This is a genomic window from Actinomadura sp. GTD37 (assembly GCF_041951365.1).
GTDB lineage: Bacteria > Actinomycetota > Actinomycetes > Streptosporangiales > Streptosporangiaceae > Spirillospora.
In genome coordinates this window covers 2,463,728-2,479,168 of the sequence record NZ_JBGNUS010000001.1, presented here as the reverse complement: position 1 = coordinate 2,479,168, position 15,441 = coordinate 2,463,728, and the positions used below count along the sequence as shown (strand labels likewise).

At 73.3% G+C, this 15,441-nt stretch carries 15 protein-coding genes and 1 pseudogene; 7 read left to right on the top strand and 9 right to left on the bottom strand.

Features of this window, described 5'->3' with window-relative positions; translation table 11 throughout:
* Positions 1–11 precede the first annotated feature (11 nt).
* From ACA511_RS11900 to ACA511_RS11865, 8 genes are all read right to left on the bottom strand, one after another.
* Positions 12–1,493, bottom strand: coding sequence for an NADH-quinone oxidoreductase subunit C (locus ACA511_RS11900; protein ID WP_375024194.1), 1,482 nt, complete (start codon positions 1,491–1,493; stop codon positions 12–14).
* A complete protein-coding gene (locus ACA511_RS11895) occupies positions 1,493–2,962 on the bottom strand; it encodes a proton-conducting transporter membrane subunit (protein ID WP_375024192.1) in 1,470 nt (489 codons plus the stop codon). The genes ACA511_RS11900 and ACA511_RS11895 overlap by 1 nt, the downstream gene beginning before the upstream one ends.
* Complete coding sequence (locus ACA511_RS11890) at positions 2,962–3,621, bottom strand: hypothetical protein (protein WP_375024191.1); 660 nt, start codon at positions 3,619–3,621, stop codon at positions 2,962–2,964. The genes ACA511_RS11895 and ACA511_RS11890 overlap by 1 nt, the downstream gene beginning before the upstream one ends.
* Entirely contained in the window at positions 3,618–4,562 is a 945-nt protein-coding gene (locus ACA511_RS11885; protein WP_375024190.1) for a respiratory chain complex I subunit 1 family protein, read from the bottom strand. Before ACA511_RS11885 ends, ACA511_RS11890 begins: the two co-directional genes overlap by 4 nt.
* Complete coding sequence (locus ACA511_RS11880) at positions 4,559–6,574, bottom strand: proton-conducting transporter membrane subunit (protein ID WP_375024189.1); 2,016 nt, start codon at positions 6,572–6,574, stop codon at positions 4,559–4,561. Before ACA511_RS11880 ends, ACA511_RS11885 begins: the two co-directional genes overlap by 4 nt.
* Entirely contained in the window at positions 6,571–7,056 is a 486-nt protein-coding gene (locus ACA511_RS11875) for an NADH-quinone oxidoreductase subunit B family protein (protein ID WP_375024188.1), read from the bottom strand. Before ACA511_RS11875 ends, ACA511_RS11880 begins: the two co-directional genes overlap by 4 nt.
* A gap of 90 nt (positions 7,057–7,146) precedes the next feature.
* A complete protein-coding gene (locus ACA511_RS11870) occupies positions 7,147–7,503 on the bottom strand; it encodes an ArsR/SmtB family transcription factor (protein ID WP_375024187.1) in 357 nt (118 codons plus the stop codon).
* Between the two features lie 141 nt (positions 7,504–7,644).
* Positions 7,645–8,367 (bottom strand): hypothetical protein, encoded by a 723-nt coding sequence (locus ACA511_RS11865; protein WP_375024186.1) that lies wholly within the window; start codon positions 8,365–8,367, stop codon positions 7,645–7,647.
* Positions 8,368–8,516: 149 nt separating this feature from the next.
* Between ACA511_RS11865 and ACA511_RS11860 the strand changes: the two genes are divergently transcribed.
* The 7 genes and pseudogenes from ACA511_RS11860 to ACA511_RS11830 all read left to right on the top strand — a co-directional run.
* Complete coding sequence (locus ACA511_RS11860) at positions 8,517–8,798, top strand: FmdB family zinc ribbon protein (protein WP_375024185.1); 282 nt, start codon at positions 8,517–8,519, stop codon at positions 8,796–8,798.
* A gap of 35 nt (positions 8,799–8,833) precedes the next feature.
* A complete protein-coding gene (fmdA, locus tag ACA511_RS11855; RefSeq protein WP_375024184.1) occupies positions 8,834–10,081 on the top strand; it encodes a formamidase in 1,248 nt (415 codons plus the stop codon).
* A gap of 378 nt (positions 10,082–10,459) precedes the next feature.
* Positions 10,460–10,849, top strand: coding sequence for a hypothetical protein (locus ACA511_RS11850; protein WP_375024183.1), 390 nt, complete (start codon positions 10,460–10,462; stop codon positions 10,847–10,849).
* Positions 10,850–11,160: 311 nt separating this feature from the next.
* Positions 11,161–12,690, top strand: coding sequence for a cellulose binding domain-containing protein (locus ACA511_RS11845; RefSeq protein ID WP_375024182.1), 1,530 nt, complete (start codon positions 11,161–11,163; stop codon positions 12,688–12,690).
* 78 nt (positions 12,691–12,768) lie between these two features.
* The gene (locus ACA511_RS11840; RefSeq protein ID WP_375024181.1) at positions 12,769–14,199 is read left to right on the top strand and encodes a hypothetical protein; all 1,431 of its coding nucleotides are present in this window, start codon (positions 12,769–12,771) and stop codon (positions 14,197–14,199) included.
* A gap of 25 nt (positions 14,200–14,224) precedes the next feature.
* Positions 14,225–14,380 (top strand): hypothetical protein, encoded by a 156-nt coding sequence (locus tag ACA511_RS11835; protein ID WP_375024180.1) that lies wholly within the window; start codon positions 14,225–14,227, stop codon positions 14,378–14,380.
* Positions 14,374–14,454 (top strand): annotated as a pseudogene (locus ACA511_RS11830) (hypothetical protein); the annotation flags it as partial. The gene ACA511_RS11835 and the pseudogene ACA511_RS11830, both read left to right, overlap by 7 nt.
* 171 nt (positions 14,455–14,625) lie before the next feature.
* Here ACA511_RS11830 and ACA511_RS11825 read toward each other — a convergent pair.
* On the bottom strand, positions 14,626–15,429 hold the full coding sequence (locus ACA511_RS11825; protein ID WP_375024179.1) for a hypothetical protein: 804 nt from the start codon (positions 15,427–15,429) through the stop codon (positions 14,626–14,628).
* Between the last annotated feature and the right edge of the window lie 12 nt (positions 15,430–15,441).

Genomic DNA, 15,441 nt, shown 5'->3' with positions numbered 1-15,441 from the left:
GTCCTACGCTGTCAGAGGTCGTTGCCGGCGTAGGAGAGGTTGAAGCTCTTGTTGACCAGCGGGAAGTCGGGGACGATCGCGCCGGTGAGGGCCACCGGCAGGGCCGGCCAGTTGAAGAAGGACGGGTCGACGATCTTGGCTCGGGCGACCGTCCCGTCCGGGGCGAGTTCGACGCGGTGGGCGATGGCGCCGCGCCACCCCTCGACGATCCCGGTGCCGGCGGCGTGCCCGGTCCGGGCGGTCGGCGGCCACGCGGAGACCAGGCCCGGGTTCGCCGCGTAGGTCAGGTCGCGGACGATCTCCAGGGACGCGGCGATCTCCCGGGCGCGGATCTGGAAGCGGGCCAGCACGTCGCCGGTCGTCGCGGTGGGGACGGTCAGGGCCGGGCGCAGGTCGGTGAACGGGTGGTCGCGGCGGGCGTCGGCGTCCAGTCCGCTGGCCCGCGCGACCGGCCCGAGGACGCCGAGGTCGCGGGCGGCGCCGGCGGGCAGGGGCGCGGTGCCGGTGAAGCGGTCGGCGACGACGGTGTGCCCGAGGGCGAGGTCGACGAGTTCGGCGACGTCGGCCCCGATCGCCTCGAACGCGGCGCGGTCGGGCAGGGTGCGCAGGACGGCGCCGCCGAGCAGGACGCCGCCGCGCAGCAGCCGATGGCCGGTGACGTCGGCGTTGAGGCGCAGGAGTTGCTCGCGGATGCGGCCGAACTGGGCGTTCAGGACGGAGTGGCCGACGTCGTTGCAGAGCGCGCCGAGGTCGGTGACGTGGTTGTAGAGCCGTTCGAGTTCGAGCAGGACGGCCCGCATGCGCTGCGCGCCGGGCGACACGACGCACCCGGCGGCGTCCTCGACGGCGAGGCAGTAGGCGAGGGTGTGGCCGACGGTCGTGTCGCCGCTGACGCGTTCGGCGAGGTGCAGCGCGTCGCCCGGCACCCGTCCCTGGAACAGCTTCTCCAGCCCCCGGTGGACGAACCAGAGCCGCGCCTTCAGCTTGAGGATGCTCTCCCCGACGACGGAGAACCGGAAGTGCCCCGGCTCGATCATGCCCGCGTGCACCGGGCCGACCGGGATCTCGTACACGCCGGGCCCCTCGACCTGGACGAACGGGTAGGGGCCCTCGGGGTCGCCGAACGGGGGCGGCGGACCGGCGTCGGCGCGCATCGGGTACCAGCCGCGCGGCCAGTGGTGGTGCCGGACGAGCCGGCGCGGCAGCGGGTGGTCCACCGGGACGATCCCGTACAGGTCGCGCATCTCCCGTTCGAACCGTCCGGCGGGGAAGCTGAGCGCGGCCAGGCTCGGCACGGCCGGGTCGTCCCGGTCGAGGCGGACGTGCAGTTCGGCGCGGCGGTCGGGGGCGCCCGCGGTGAACAGGTAGACGACGCGGAGGCCGTCCGGGTCGTCGTGGGCGGCGGCGAGGGCGAGGCGGTGCCCGGCGCCCAGCAGGGCGGCGGCGTGCTCGGGCAGCCGGGCGGCGGCGACGTCGCGGACGGTCGTGGTCATCAGCGCGCTCCGAGGACGGCGGCGGCGTCGAGGAGGAGGGAGTGCAGGGGGCCGAGGCCGACGCCGAGCGCGGCGCAGCCCGCGAGCCCGAGCAGCAGCGCGGCGGCCGCGCCGATCGGCGGGCGGGACGGGATCGTCGCGGCGCCGGGCCCGGGGTGCGGGTCGCCGAGCAGCATCCGGGCCGTCCCGGCGGCGACGGCGGCGGTGGCGACCAGCAGCAGGGCGAGCGCGGCGGCGACGGCCCAGCCGAGCCCGGCGGCGAACCCGGCGCGGAACACGGCGAGTTCGGCGGCGAACAGGGTGAACGGGGGGAAGCCGAGCAGCGCGAGCACGGCGGCGCCGAACGCGCCGCCGACCAGCGGCGAGCGGGCCGCGAAGCCCCGCACGGCGCTGATCCGGCTGGTGCCCGTGGCCTGCTGGACGAACCCGGACGCGAGGAACGCGACCGACTTGGCGAGGCCGTGCCCGAGCACGTGCAGCAGGACGCCGGCCATGGCGAGCGGCGTCCCGATCGCGGCGCCGAGGGCGAGCAGCCCCATGTGCTCGATGCTGGAGTAGGCGAGCATCCGCTTGTAGTCGCGCTGGGCGAGCAGCAGGGCCGCCGCGAGCGCGAGGGACGCGAGCGCGACGCCCAGCAGCAGCGCGCGGACGAACCCGCCGCCGAGCGCCGCGTCCGCGATCACCTTGACGCGCAGCACGGCGTAGAACGCGACCGACAGCAGGACGCCGGACATCAGCGCGGACACGGGCGCGGGCGCCTGGCTGTGCGCGTCCGGCAGCCACGCGTGCAGCGGCGCGAGCCCGGCCTTGGCACCGAACCCGAGGACGAGGAGCGCGACGGCGATGCGCGTGACGTCGGGGTCGAGGCGTCCGGCGTGGGCGGCGAGTTCCGTCCAGTCCAGGGCGCCGGAGGACGGGACGTGGGCGTGCCGGGCGGCGAAGTGCAGCAGCACGACGCCGAGGAGCGCCAGCGCGATCCCGGCCGAGCAGATCACGACGTACTTCCAGGCCGCCTCGGTCGCGTTGCGGGTGCGGCGGTGCCCGACGAGGAACGCGGTCAGGATCGTCGTCGCCTCGATCGCGACCCACAGCAGGCCGAGGCTCGCGGCGAGGACGGCGAACGCCATCGCGGCGACGAACGCCTGGGTGAGGACGCCGTACCGGCGCGCGTCGCGGGCCGTCGCGTGCCCGGCGGCCTCCTCGGCGGCCAGATAGGCGGGGCTCGCGAGCATGGCGAGCAGCGCGACCGCGCCGATCACGATGAGCATGTAGGCGCTGAGCGCGTCGGCGCGCAGCAGCCCGGCCGGGCCGGTGCGCGGTCCGGCGGCGGCGAGCGCGGCGCCCGCCGCGAGCACCGCCGCGGCGGCCGCGGCGCCGAGCCAGCACGTGCCGCGCCGCCAGCCCAGCACGGCGTAGCCGGCGGCCGCCAGCAGCGGCGCCCCGATCGGGGCGATCAGCAGCAGGGTCATCAGTCGCGCAACTCCCGCAGGTCGTCCAGGTCGGTGTCGCCGAACGCGGCGCGCATCCGCGCGGTCAGCACCTGGAGCACCAGGACCGCGAGCAGCACGTCGAGGGACACGCCGAGTTCCACGATGAGCGGCACTCCGGAGGTGGTGAGGAACGCCACGGCGGTGATGCCGTTGTCCATGAGCAGGAACCCGACGATCTGCGACAGGGCGCGCCGCCGCGTCACGAGGACGAACAGCCCGATGAGCACGACGGTCAGCGCGATCGGGACGGCGTGGGTCGCGGGCGTCGGGTCCAGCCGCACGACGGGCCGGGTGACGGCGTAGGACAGCAGGCCGAGGAGCGCCGCGACGGTGAGCGAGGCCGCCACGTTGACCAGGGGCCGCGTCTCCCGTCCCGGCCCGCCCGCGGTCATGGCGCGGCGCAGCAGCCACGGCAGGACGGCCGCGCGCAGCACCCCGATCCCGGCGGCCAGCGCGACGACCCCGGCGTCCCCCTCGTGGACGCCGAGGACCGCGATGAGCAGCGCCAGCGCCCCGCCCTGCAGCGCGAACAGCCGCACGATCGCGGCGAGGTCGCGGCGCCACAGCACCAGCACGCCGGCGAGCAGGAACGCGCCGCACGCGACGTCGAGCAGCTGGACGTAGGCGGTGTGGTTCACGGCGCCACCAGGAAGAAGGACGAGGCGACGGCGAACAGCGCGAGGACGAACGAGCCGGCGAGCAGCTCCGGCACCCGGAACATGCGCAGCTTGGCCATGAAGACCTCGGCGGCGGCCAGCGCGGCGCCGGCGACCGCGACCTTCACGGCGATCGCCGCGGCCCCGGCGGGCAGCGCGGCGAGGGAGTCCCCGGCGACGCCCCAGGGGACGAACAGGTTGGAGAGCAGGCCGAGCAGCACCGTCAGCCGCATCGCCGACGCCCACTCGACGAGCGCGAGGTCGGGCCCGGCGTACTCCAGCACCATCGCCTCGTGGATCATCGTCAGCTCCAGGTGGGTGGACGGGTTGTCCACCGGCATGCGGCCCGCCTCGGCGATGACGACGACCACGAGCGCGACGAGGGCGAGCAGGCTCGCGGGGAACACGGCCCGCTGCGGGTCGTCCAGCGTGGCGGTGACGATCGCGCCGAGGTTCGTGGAGCCGGCCCGCACCGACAGCGCGAACGTCGACAGCAGGATGGTGGGCTCCACCAGCGCCAGCACGACCATCTCGCGGCTCGCGCCCATGCCGCCGAAGGCGGTGCCGGTGTCGAGCCCGGCGAGCGCGAGCGCGACCGTGCCGAGCGCGAGCAGCGCGGTCACGGCGAACAGGTCGGCGGCGCCGTCCAGCGGGGAGGACGTCGTGACGATCGGGACGACGGCGGCGGCCACGAGCGTCGTGCCCGCGAGCACGAGCGGCGCCGTCCGGAACAGGGGGCCCGTCCCGTGCGGGGTGATCGGCTCCTTGCGCATGAGCTTGCGCAGGTCGCGCCAGGGTTGCAGGACGCCCGCGCCGGCCCGTCCCTCCGCCCTGGCGCGGATCTGGCGCATCAGCCCGACGAGCAGCGGCGCGCCGGCCGCCACGAGGACGACCTGGAGCACCGTCCCGAGGATCCCGCTCACCGGACCACCGCCAGGGCGATCAGCAGGCCGGCGACGGTGTAGAAGCCGTAGCCGACGTACCGGTGCACGCTGCCGTTGGCCAGGCCGCGCGCCGCCTCGCCGGCGCGTGCGGCGGCCGTGAGGACGGGACGGTACAGCCGGTGCTCGACCCGGTCGCCCACCCGCGTCCGGTAGGTCACGCTGTCCACGAGGTAGGCCGACTCCTTCAGCGGTGTGACGTCCAGGTCGGTCTCGGGGGCGAGCACGTCGTCGAAGACCCGTTGCAGCGGCTCGGCGAACGACGTGGCGGTGTACTCCATGCGCGCGGTCATGGGGCCGGCGCCGCAGTCCCAGAGCCGGGCGCGGCGGCGGGACGCCCGGCGGGTCGCGGCGACGCGCACGAGCCCGAGCAGCCCGACCACGGCGACGAGCAGGAACGCGGCGATGAGCAGCGGCGACACGGTCCCGGCCGTACCGGCGAGGTGGAGGGTCACCGGGCCCGTCACGGCGTCCGGCCCCGGCACGGCGACGGCCACGGACCGGGCCACGACGGGCAGGACCAGCCCGGGGGACAGCGCCAGGACGACGCAGCACGCGGCGGCCGCGGCCATCCCGGCGAGCATCGGCGCCGGGGCCTCCCGCGCGCGTTCCGCCCCCGGGCCGCGCGCCCGCGCCAGGAACCCGACGCCGAACGCCTTCACGAACGTCGCGATCGCGAGGCCCGCCGACAGCGCCACCGCGGCGACGGCGAGCGGCATCGTGACCGCCGTCGTCGTCCCGCCGGACGGGAGGGCGTGGACGAGGCTCTGCAGCAGCAGCCATTCGCTGACGAACGCGCTGCCGAGCGGGAGCGCGGAGGCCATCAGCGCGCCGGCGCCGAACAGCGCCGTGGTGGCGGGCATCCGGGTCCGCAGGCCGCCGAGGGCGTCCAGGTCGCGGGTGCCGGTGGCGTCCAGGACGGACCCCGCCGCCAGGAACAGCAGCGTCTTGAACCCCGCATGGTTGGCCACGTGCAGCAGCGCGGCGGTCAGCGCCAGCGCGGCCAGCGCGCGGTCGCCGGACGCCGCGAACAGCCCGGCCGCTCCGACGCCGACCAGCACCAGGCCCATGTTCTCGCAGGTCGAATAGGCCAGCAGCCGTTTGAGGTCGCGCGCCACCGCCGCCTGGAGGATGCCGTAGAGCGCGGACGCGCCGCCCATCGCCAGGACGATCAGCCACCACCAGGCCGTCCCGCCGCCGAGCAGGTCGAAGCCGACCCGGACGATCCCGTACACGCCGAGGTTCACCATGGCCGCGCTCATCAGCGCCGACACGTGGCTCGGCGCCTCCGGATGGGCGCGCGGCAGCCACACGTGCAGCGGCGCGATCCCGGCCTTGGACGCGAAACCGGCGAAGACCGCCAGGAAGACGGCGGCGCGCCCGGCGTCGGGGAGCCCGTCCGCCGCCGCGCGGAGCCGCTCGAACGACTCGCCGTGCGCCGCCGCCGCGAACCCGGCCAGCCCGGCGAGGATCACCACCAGCCCCAGATGCGTCATGACCGCGTACCAGAGGCCCGCCGTCCGGACCTCGTCCCGGCGGCGGTGCTCGGCCACGACCAGCAGCAGCGACGCGAGCGCCATCAGCTCCCACGCCAGCAGGAACGTGCTCACGCTCGCCGCCGCGGGGACGAGTGCCATCGCCGCCAGGAAAACGGGCGCCATCGCCTGGGGGACGCGTCCGTCCAGGCCGCCGTGCCGGGTGTAGCCGATCCCGTAGACGGCGGCGCACACGGCCACCGCTCCGGTGACCGCGAGGAAGAGGCCGCCGAGCGGGTCCAGCGCGAGCCGGACGCCCGCGAGCGGCAGCAGGCCGGGCAGGTGGACGCTCCAGCCGCCGCCCCGCAGCGCCGCCGCTCCGGCGACGACGGCCGCCGCGCCCCCGGCCGCCGTGAGCGTCCCGGCCGCCGCCCGCCTGGGCCCGCGCGGCAGGACGAGCGCGGCGACCGCGGCGGCGAGGTTCAGGACGAGGACGGCCGTGAACGCGACGGGCGTCATCGCCCGGTCAGTCCGCGCAGCGCCGCCACGATCGCCTCCGGCGCGGGCGGGCATCCGGGGACCTCGACGTCCACCGGGACCACGTCCCCGACCGCGCCCACGACGCCGTACGCCTCGGCGAAGAGGCCGCAGTTCCGCGCGCAGTCGCCCAGCGCGATGACGACCTTGGGCTCGGGGACGGCCTCATGAGTGCGGCGGAGCGCCATCTCCATGTTGCGCGTGACCGGCCCCGTCACGAGGAGCGCGTCCGCGTGCCGGGGCGAGGCGACCTGCCGGACGCCGTAGCGCTCCGCGTCGTACACGGGCCCGAACGCCGAGGCGATCTCCACCTCGCAGCCGTTGCAGGAGCCCGCGTCCACATGCCGGATCTGGAGCGATCCGCGAAGGTCGCGGGCGCGCTCCGGAAGCGCCGGCGCGGGCGCCCCGGGAGCGTCCTCCGCGACGCGCCCGGTCTTGCGGATCTTGCGGAACAGGTCTCTCACACGGGTCCCCGGACTCGATATCGACATGCGCAATTGCCGATTTTAGCAACTCATAAGGATGCAAGAGCCGTCGACCGAGGAGAAGACCGGTCAGCCGCCGCCCGCCCGCCCGGACGCGGACCCGGAGGCGCGCATCTCGTCCAGCAGCTCCACCTGCCCGGACAGCACCCCGGTCAGGATCTCCCGGGCCACCGCCAGCAGCTCCGCCACGCGCGGGCTGGTCAGCGAGTAGATGACCGTCGCCCCCTCCTTGCGGGAGACGACGAGGCCGGCCCGGCGCAGCACCGCGAGCTGCTGCGACAGATGCGCCGGCTCGATCCCCACCTCCGGCAGCATCTCGGCCACCGCGTGGTCGCGCTCGCTCAGCAGCTCCAGCACCCGGATCCGCGCCGGATGCCCCAGCGTCTTGAAGAACTCGGCCTTCAACTGGTACAACGGCGCGCTCACCGCGCCCACCCACCGGCCATCCGCGGCACCATCCTCCCGGTACTCCGGAGTAGCGACATTGGCAATTGCCGAGATTAGCAACTCCGGCGCGGCCGGACGCCGGGCCCCGCGGCGGCCCGGGGACCGCCGCGGGGCTTCAGGTCAGCGGACGTCGATGTAGTCGTCGCGCGACTTCTGCCTGTCGAAGTTGCTCGTGCCGGGGAAGTAGGCGCGCCAGGTGCCGTCCCGCTTGGCCGTGAACGCCTTGCGGAAGCGTCCGTCCCGGGCGGTCTTGGTCGACCCCATGTACGTCCAGGTCTTGGCGCCCTTGAGGCGGAAGTAGACCCGCATGGTCTTGCCCGAGTACGACGTGTAGCCGGCGCCGAGGTTGTTCACCCGGATGAGGCGTCCCGACAGCGTGAGGGCGCGGCCCTTGCGGATCGGCTCGGGCGCCGCGTTGAAGCCCTGGACGGCGGTGTCGAACTTCTCGTACCAGTAGTCCTCGCGGCTGCCGAGCGCCTTCTTGTTCCGGTCGTAGGCGACGACGCGGACGCGCCACTTGCCCAGGTCGGACGTGGTGGAGGCGCATCCGACGCCCCAGCCGACCTGCGCGCCCGGCAGGACGCGCTTGTAGACCGGCCCCGTCTCGCCCTCGGGGGAGATCAGGTACGCCTGCGAATAGGCGACGCCCGGCCCGTCGGTGCCCCACACCCACACGTCCATGGCGCAGGACTTGCCGTACTCGCCCTTGCTGACCGACAGGTGCCGCGGAACCTCGATGTGGAACTGCGGAGCGGCGGCGGCGCCGGCGGTCGCGACGCCGCCGACGAGCACGCCCCCGGCGACCGCCAGCGCGGCGACGCCGGAGATAAATCTGGAATGCATCGACATATCGTCCTTTTCTCTAGTGCGGGACGATCATGCCAGTGGAATGTGGAAACTTCCAGCGGATTGCGGGGTGCGCCCGTTCCGTGACTCCCGTTTATCGGCGGATCCCGGCGGAATGGTCCGGCACGGAAGCATTGGAGGCTGCCATGGCCATCTACCAGTACCGCTGCGCGGAATGCGGACCGTTCGACGTCTCCCGGCCGATCGGCACGGCCGGACCCGCGGAGCCCTGCGCGGCCTGCGGCGGCGCGGCGCCCCGCGCCTTCACCCCGCCGCTCGTCGCCCGCACGTCCCGTCCGCTCGCGCGGGCCCTCGACGCCCAGGCGGCGAGCGCCCACGAACCCCGGGTGGTCGGGCGCGTCCCCGCGGCGCCGCGCCGGGCGGCGCCGCCCGCCGATCCCCGGCACGCGCTGCTCCCCCGTCCCTGACCGGGACGGAACCCAGGAACTCTCGGAGGAAGACAATGCCCGATGTCGTGTTCAGCGTCGACCAGTCGAAGTCCATGCGCGACCAGGAGGTGCCCGGCCACAACCGGTGGCACCCCGACATCCCGCCCGCCGTCACCGTGCGCCCGGGGTCGCAGATCCGCGTCGAATCCCGGGAATGGATGGACGGGCAGGTCGGGAACAACGACTCGGCCAACGACATCCGGGACCTGAACCTGAACGTCAACCACATGCTGAGCGGACCGATCGCGGTGGAGGGCGCCGAGCCCGGCGACCTTCTCGTCGTCGACATCCTCGATATCGGCCCCGTCCCGCAGGAGCCGGGCGGCGTCGCCGGCCAGGGCTGGGGCTACACCGGCATCTTCGCCCGCGACAACGGCGGCGGATTCCTCACCGACTGGTTCCCCGACGCGTACAAGGCCGTCTGGGACTTCCACGGCCAGGCGGCCTCGTCCCGGCACATCCCCGGTGTCCGCTTCACCGGCATCACGCATCCCGGACTGTTCGGCACCGCGCCGTCCGCCGGCATGCTGGGCCGCTGGAACGCGCGCGAGCAGGCGCTCATCGACACCGACCCCGGCCGGGTGCCGCCGCTCGCGCTGCCGCCGGAGCCGCGGGAGGTCCTCGCGGGCCACCTCGCCGGCGCCGACCTGGAGCGCATCGGACGCGAGGGCGCGCGGACCGTCCCGCCCCGCGAGAACGGCGGCAACCAGGACATCAAGAACTTCAGCCGCGGGTCACGGGTCTTCTTCCCCGTGTACGTCCCGGGCGCGCTGCTGTCCGGCGGGGACCTGCACTTCAGCCAGGGCGACGGCGAGATCACGTTCTGCGGCGCCATCGAGATGGGCGGCTTCGTCGACCTGCACATCGACCTCATCAAGGGCGGAATGGAGAAGTACGGGGTCACGACCAACCCGATCTTCATGCCCGGCAACGTCGAACCCCGGTACGACCAGTTCATCTCCTTCATCGGCATCTCGGTCGACCACGAGACCGACACCAACCATTTCACCGACGCCACCCTCGCCTACCGGAACGCCTGCCTGAACGCCATCGAGTACCTGAAGAAGTTCGGTTACACCGGCGAGCAGGCGTACCTCCTGCTGGGCGCCGCGCCGATCGAGGGACGGCTCAGCGGGGTCGTCGACATTCCGAACGCCTGCTGCTCCCTCTACCTGCCGACCGCCATCTTCGACTTCGACGTCCGTCCCACCGCCGAGGGCCCGCGCCGCGCAGACCGCGGCCAATGCGCGGTCACGTCCTGACGGACGAACCGCTCCGGGGCCGGACGCCGAAACGCGCCCGGTCCCTCGCCGAGCGCCCGGCGCGATCCGGCCGTCCCATTCCGCCGTTCTCGGGGGCTTTGACAGCTACTGTTATGTGCCATGACTCCGCCGCCCGCCCCCGGCGCGCCAGGCCCCTTCCAGAACGGCCCGACGCCGCCCCAGTGGCGCGGCCCGATGCCCAGGCCGCCCACGCCGGGACCTGGAGCGGGCATGCCGCCCACGCCGGGACAAGGGCCGTGGCCGGGCCCGGGGCCAGGACAGGCACCGGGGACGGGCGGGCCGCCCATGGGGCCGTACCGGCCGCCGTTCCAGCCGCGGCGGGGCAGGTCGCGGGCTCGGCTGCTCCCTCTGCTGGCCGTGCCCGCCGTGCTCCTCGTCATCGTGATCTGGACGATCTACTACTTCTCCACGTCCAAGCCGAACCAGTACATGGAGGACTGGTACGCGAGCCTGGGCACGCCCGACACGCTGATCCCGACGATCGCGGGTGTGCAGGGGAAAGAGGCGCACCTCAGGCTTGAGCAGCTGTGCACCCCGGCGAACCACTGCAACCCGTCCCCCGCGAAGGACATGTCCGACTGGATCTCCCGCGGCATCGGCCACTTCACCGAGGACGAGGCCGCCGACTGCTTCCGCGACAGCTGCCAGCGCGTCTTCGACCACGAGGGCCACACCGCCGTCGTCGAGTTCGAGAAGGTCCTCCCCAACAGCTGGAATTTCGTCGTCGAGGTCGACCTGAAGTGGTGACGCGCGTTCCCGGAGGCTGAGCCGCGGGCGCGTCCCAAGATTTTCCGGAGTTCCGCACGACTGGTCCGGTCCGTCAGCCGGGGTGGTCGGGCAGGGCGCGTGCGCCCTCCCGGCAAGGGCGGCGGAAGGGGTTGCCAGCGCGCCGCACGCCGGTTACCGTTCAGGCGATTTATAGGAAAGTTTCCTATCAGAAGGTCGCCCGCATGCCGCGCCCGCCTCCCGCCGCGCACTGAGCGCACCACGCACTGAAAGCACGACCCACTCGGGGTTCGGGGGATTCCCGCTCATCCGTCTCCTTCCCGGGAGTGACCTTGCGAAGAACACTTCTCCCCGGCTTCCTGCTCACCGCCCTCTGCTCCCTCGTCCTCGCGCTGCTCGTGCCGGTCGCGGCCGGCGCGGCGTCGGTGACCGCGACGTTCGCCAAGTCGTCCGACTGGGGTTCGGGCTACGAGGGCAAGTACACGATCAAGAACGAGACCGGCTCGGCGATCTCGTCGTGGAAGGTCGAGTTCGACCTCCCGTCCGGCTCCTCGGCCGGGACGTACTGGGACGCGCTGCTCACGACGTCCGGGCAGCACGCGACGTTCACCAACCGCGAGTACAACGGCGCCGTCGCCGCCGGGTCCTCCGCCTCGTTCGGCTTCGTCGTCAGCGGCTCCGGGACGCCCCAGGGCTGCGAGCTGAACGGCGGCCCCTGCGACGGCGGCTCGACCCAGCCCGGGACGCCCTCGGCGCCCGGCGCGGCGACCGTGACCGGAAGGACCGACACGTCCCTGACGCTGTCGTGGTCCGCCTCGTCCGGCGACGTCACCGGCTACCGCGTCTACGAGGGCGCCGCCGCCAAGGCCACGGCGACCGGCACGAGCACCACGATCAGCGGGCTGGCCAAGTGCTCGGACCACACCTACACGGTGAAGGCGTACAACCCGGTCGGCGAGTCCGCGGCGGGCGCCTCCGTCTCGGCCACCACCACCGGCTGCACGACGCCGTCCGCAGGCAGGCACGCCGCGCCCTACCTCTACCTCGGCTGGGGCAACCCGCCGGACCCGGCCACCGTGATGAACGCGTCCGGGATCAAGTGGTTCACGATGGCGTTCATCCTGTCCGGCGGCGGCTGCTCCCCGGCGTGGGACAGCAGCCGTCCCCTCAAGGGCGGGGCGGACGAGCAGGCCATCGCCGAGATCCGCGCGGCCGGCGGTGACGTGATGCCGTCCATCGGCGGCTGGTCGGGCAACAAGCTCGGCCCGAACTGCGCCACCCCCGAGGCCCTCGCGGGCGCCTACCAGCAGGTCATCGACGCCTACGGCCTCAAGGCCATCGACGTCGACATCGAGAACGGCGACGAGTTCGAGAACGCGGCCGTCCAGGACCGCATCCTGAACGCGCTGAAGATCATCGAGGGGAACAACCCCGGCATCCAGACGATCCTGACGATGCCGACCCTCACCACCGGACCGAACTACTGGGGCACCCGCCTCATCGACCGCGCGGCCGAACTCCAGGTCCCGGTGGACATCTTCTCGATCATGCCGTTCAACTTCGGCGGCGGCGGCGACATGTACGGCAGCACCGTCCAGGCGTCCGAGGGCCTCAAGTCCGCGCTGACGTCGGCGTTCGGCTGGTCCGACGCCACCGCCTACGCCCACATGGGCATCTCGGGCATGAACGGCGGCTCGGACCAGGGCGAGATCACGACCACCGCGATCTGGACGCAGATCCGCGACTGGGCCACGTCCCACGGCCTGACCCGGTTCACCTTCTGGTCGGTCAACCGCGACCGCCCCGGCAGCGGCACCGACCAGACCGACTGGCAGTTCACCAAGATCACCGCCGGCTTCTGACCCGTCCCCGACCCGCGGCCCGCGCCCCCTCCCGGACGCGGGCCGCCTCGCGGCCGGGGATGCGGGATCATGAGGGGCATGGCCCGTTACCGGAAGCATGCCGAGGTTGAGCCGTTTCCGCGCGAATTGCTGGACCAGGTCGTGCGTGCGCTGCTGGACGCGGTGGAGGAGGCGCCCGTCACCGAGCGCGGGTTCGAGTTCGGGGACGAGGTCATCGGCGATGTGCGGCTGGTGGAGGGACGGCACCTCGCCGCCGGGGCCCGCTACCGGGGCGAGGGAGAAGGGCTCGTCATCGAGGCGCACGTCCCGGCCTGGAACCGGGCCGGCGAGTCGCGGATCGAGGTCACGGGCGTCTCCGGCGGTCATACGGTCGATCTGCGGCTGGATCTGCGCATGTCCGGCCGGCGGCTCCACTCCGTTCGCGTCACGGGCGGCTACCGGGGGCCGAAGCCGTTCCGCGGGTTGCGGCGCGCACGGTGGGAAGGCGAACTGCGGGTCGACGAGTGGTGGTCCTCGCACGGTTCGAAGACGTCTCCGCTCTCGCTGCGGGTCGTCCATCCGTTCGCCTTCGCCGATCTGCGGGTCGCGCGGCGCAAGGACGGGAATGGACGCTGGTCCGTCCAGACGACGGCGCGGTTCGGTGGGCGTTCCCTTCTGCGTCCGCTGGCGGCGGTGGGGCTCGCCGTCAAGCGGAAGCACATTCGGCGCATCCTGGACGAGGGCATCGGCAGGGCGGTATCCGGGTGGAACGCCGAAGTGCCCGGCGTGGCGAAGCGCGGCATGCGGGAACGTCTCGACTTCGAGCATCGGGTAACGCTCAAGGCCGTGTCCCGGGAGTGGGTCGAGGAATATGCGGGCGCCCTTCATCAGGGGATCGAAAAGTTGGACTTCGAGAGCCGCGAACTCGTCAAAAGTCCTGAGAGTGCTTACAGCGTGCGGCTTCTCAAGGGGAAGCACATCGGGCCGGGCACCCGGTACCGCATCGCCCTCGGCCCGGACGACGAGGTGGAGCCGCTCGATGTGAACGTCGCGGCATGGGATTTCGGCGGGCCCAACCGCATCGAGGTCAGCAGCCCGGACGACGTGCAGACGGGGTGGGCCGAGATCGACAGCGCCCGCGAACCGCGCGTCGTCCGCGCCGGGTTCGCGGGCCTCTTCGAGGACATGCCCGTCACTGCGACGGCCGAAGCGGATCTCGGACGCTGGTGGAGTGCGGGCTCGCTGCTCAGCGGCTCCGCCGAGATCCCGGTGGGCGCGGCCGCATTGGCCGTCGAGCGAGTCGCGGACGCGGACGGGGAATGGACGGTGGACGTCTCCGCCACCATTGAAGGCCGGGCATGGGCCCGTCACCTGATCGCGGTCGCCGGGGTGCTGTCCGGACCGGCCATGACGCGATCGTTCCGCGAGAGCGCGGACGCGTTCGCCGAGAAATGGAACCGTGCCGTTCCGGGAACCGGCCCTGCGGAAGTGGCCGCCGATTCCACGATCCGGGCCGTCCTCGGCCATTAGGGATTTCAGGCGCCGACTGGGGTTGATGCAGCGGCGGCTGCGCGGCTGGCGGCGTCCCCTGCGGGCGGACCCGGGCGGGCACGCGGCGCACGGCGGGATGCCGCGGACCACCGACGCCGAACTGAAGGCGCTGGAGCGGACGTCCCCGGCCGTTTCGAGCGCGAGTTCCTCAACCTGCTGATCGCCCACCAGGACGACGCCGTCCAGCCGGCGCGGCTGGAGACCGGCAAGGGCGAGGACGTGTGGACGAGGCGACTGGCCGAGCGCGTCCACCGCTCCCGATCGGCGCAGATCGAGCGGATGCCGGCGCTCCTCGGCTCCCCGACCCAGAAGAAGCTCCCCAGAATCCCGTCCCCGATCCCAGGGCCGGCGTCGCTTCCCCCGCGCGCGGCGCCGGCCCTGTTCCAAGCCCGCTCCATCCCCGAGTCAGGGGCTCTTCTCCGGGGCGGGGGCCTCCTGCCCGAGGTTCTGCTGCTTGCCCTGCGGGTCGGTCATGCTCTCGTTCGCCGCGCCGATCGAGGTGACGTCGGTGACCTTCCACTCGCCGCCCCGGCGGACGAGCCGCATGTCGAGGTAGGAGCCGCGGACGCGGCGGGTGCCCGCCGTGCTGTGCACCTCGGAGTCCATGACGACGACGGCCTTCGCCGTCCCCTCCTCGACCTTCTGCAGGTACACGCCCTGAACGGTCGCCGTCGCGTCCGCCTTCAGCTTCGTGATGACGCCCTCCAGGCCGCCGGTGAACGCCTCGTCGTAGGTCTTGGCGAAGTCGTCGGACGCCAGCGCGAGGACGTGGTGCCGGGCGGCCTGCAGCTTGGTGTGGTCGTAGCTGAGCAGCGCCTGCCCGAACTCGGCGGCGCTGGCCCTGATCCGGTCCCGCTCCGCGTCCCGCTGGGCCGCCTGGTCGGCCGCGTGCCACTGGAGCCCCGCCGTGACGGACGATCCGGCGAGCGCCACCACGACCGTCGCCCGGACCAGCCACGCCTTCGCCGGGACGCCCCGCCACGACCGCCGTCCGCGCACGGCCTTCTTCCAGTTCCCCGCAGTCTTCTTGAGGTTCTCGGTCTGCTTCGGGTCAACGGTCTTCTTCGACTTCTCGGCCTTCGGCTCCTCCGCCTCGGGCTCCGCGTCCTGCTCCGCCGCCACGGGCTCCTCGGAGTCGGCCGCCGGGTCCTCGGTGGCCGGGTCCTCGGCTTCGGGGGCGTCCTTCGGGCGGGTCTCGGTCTTGCTCACGGGGTCCTCCAA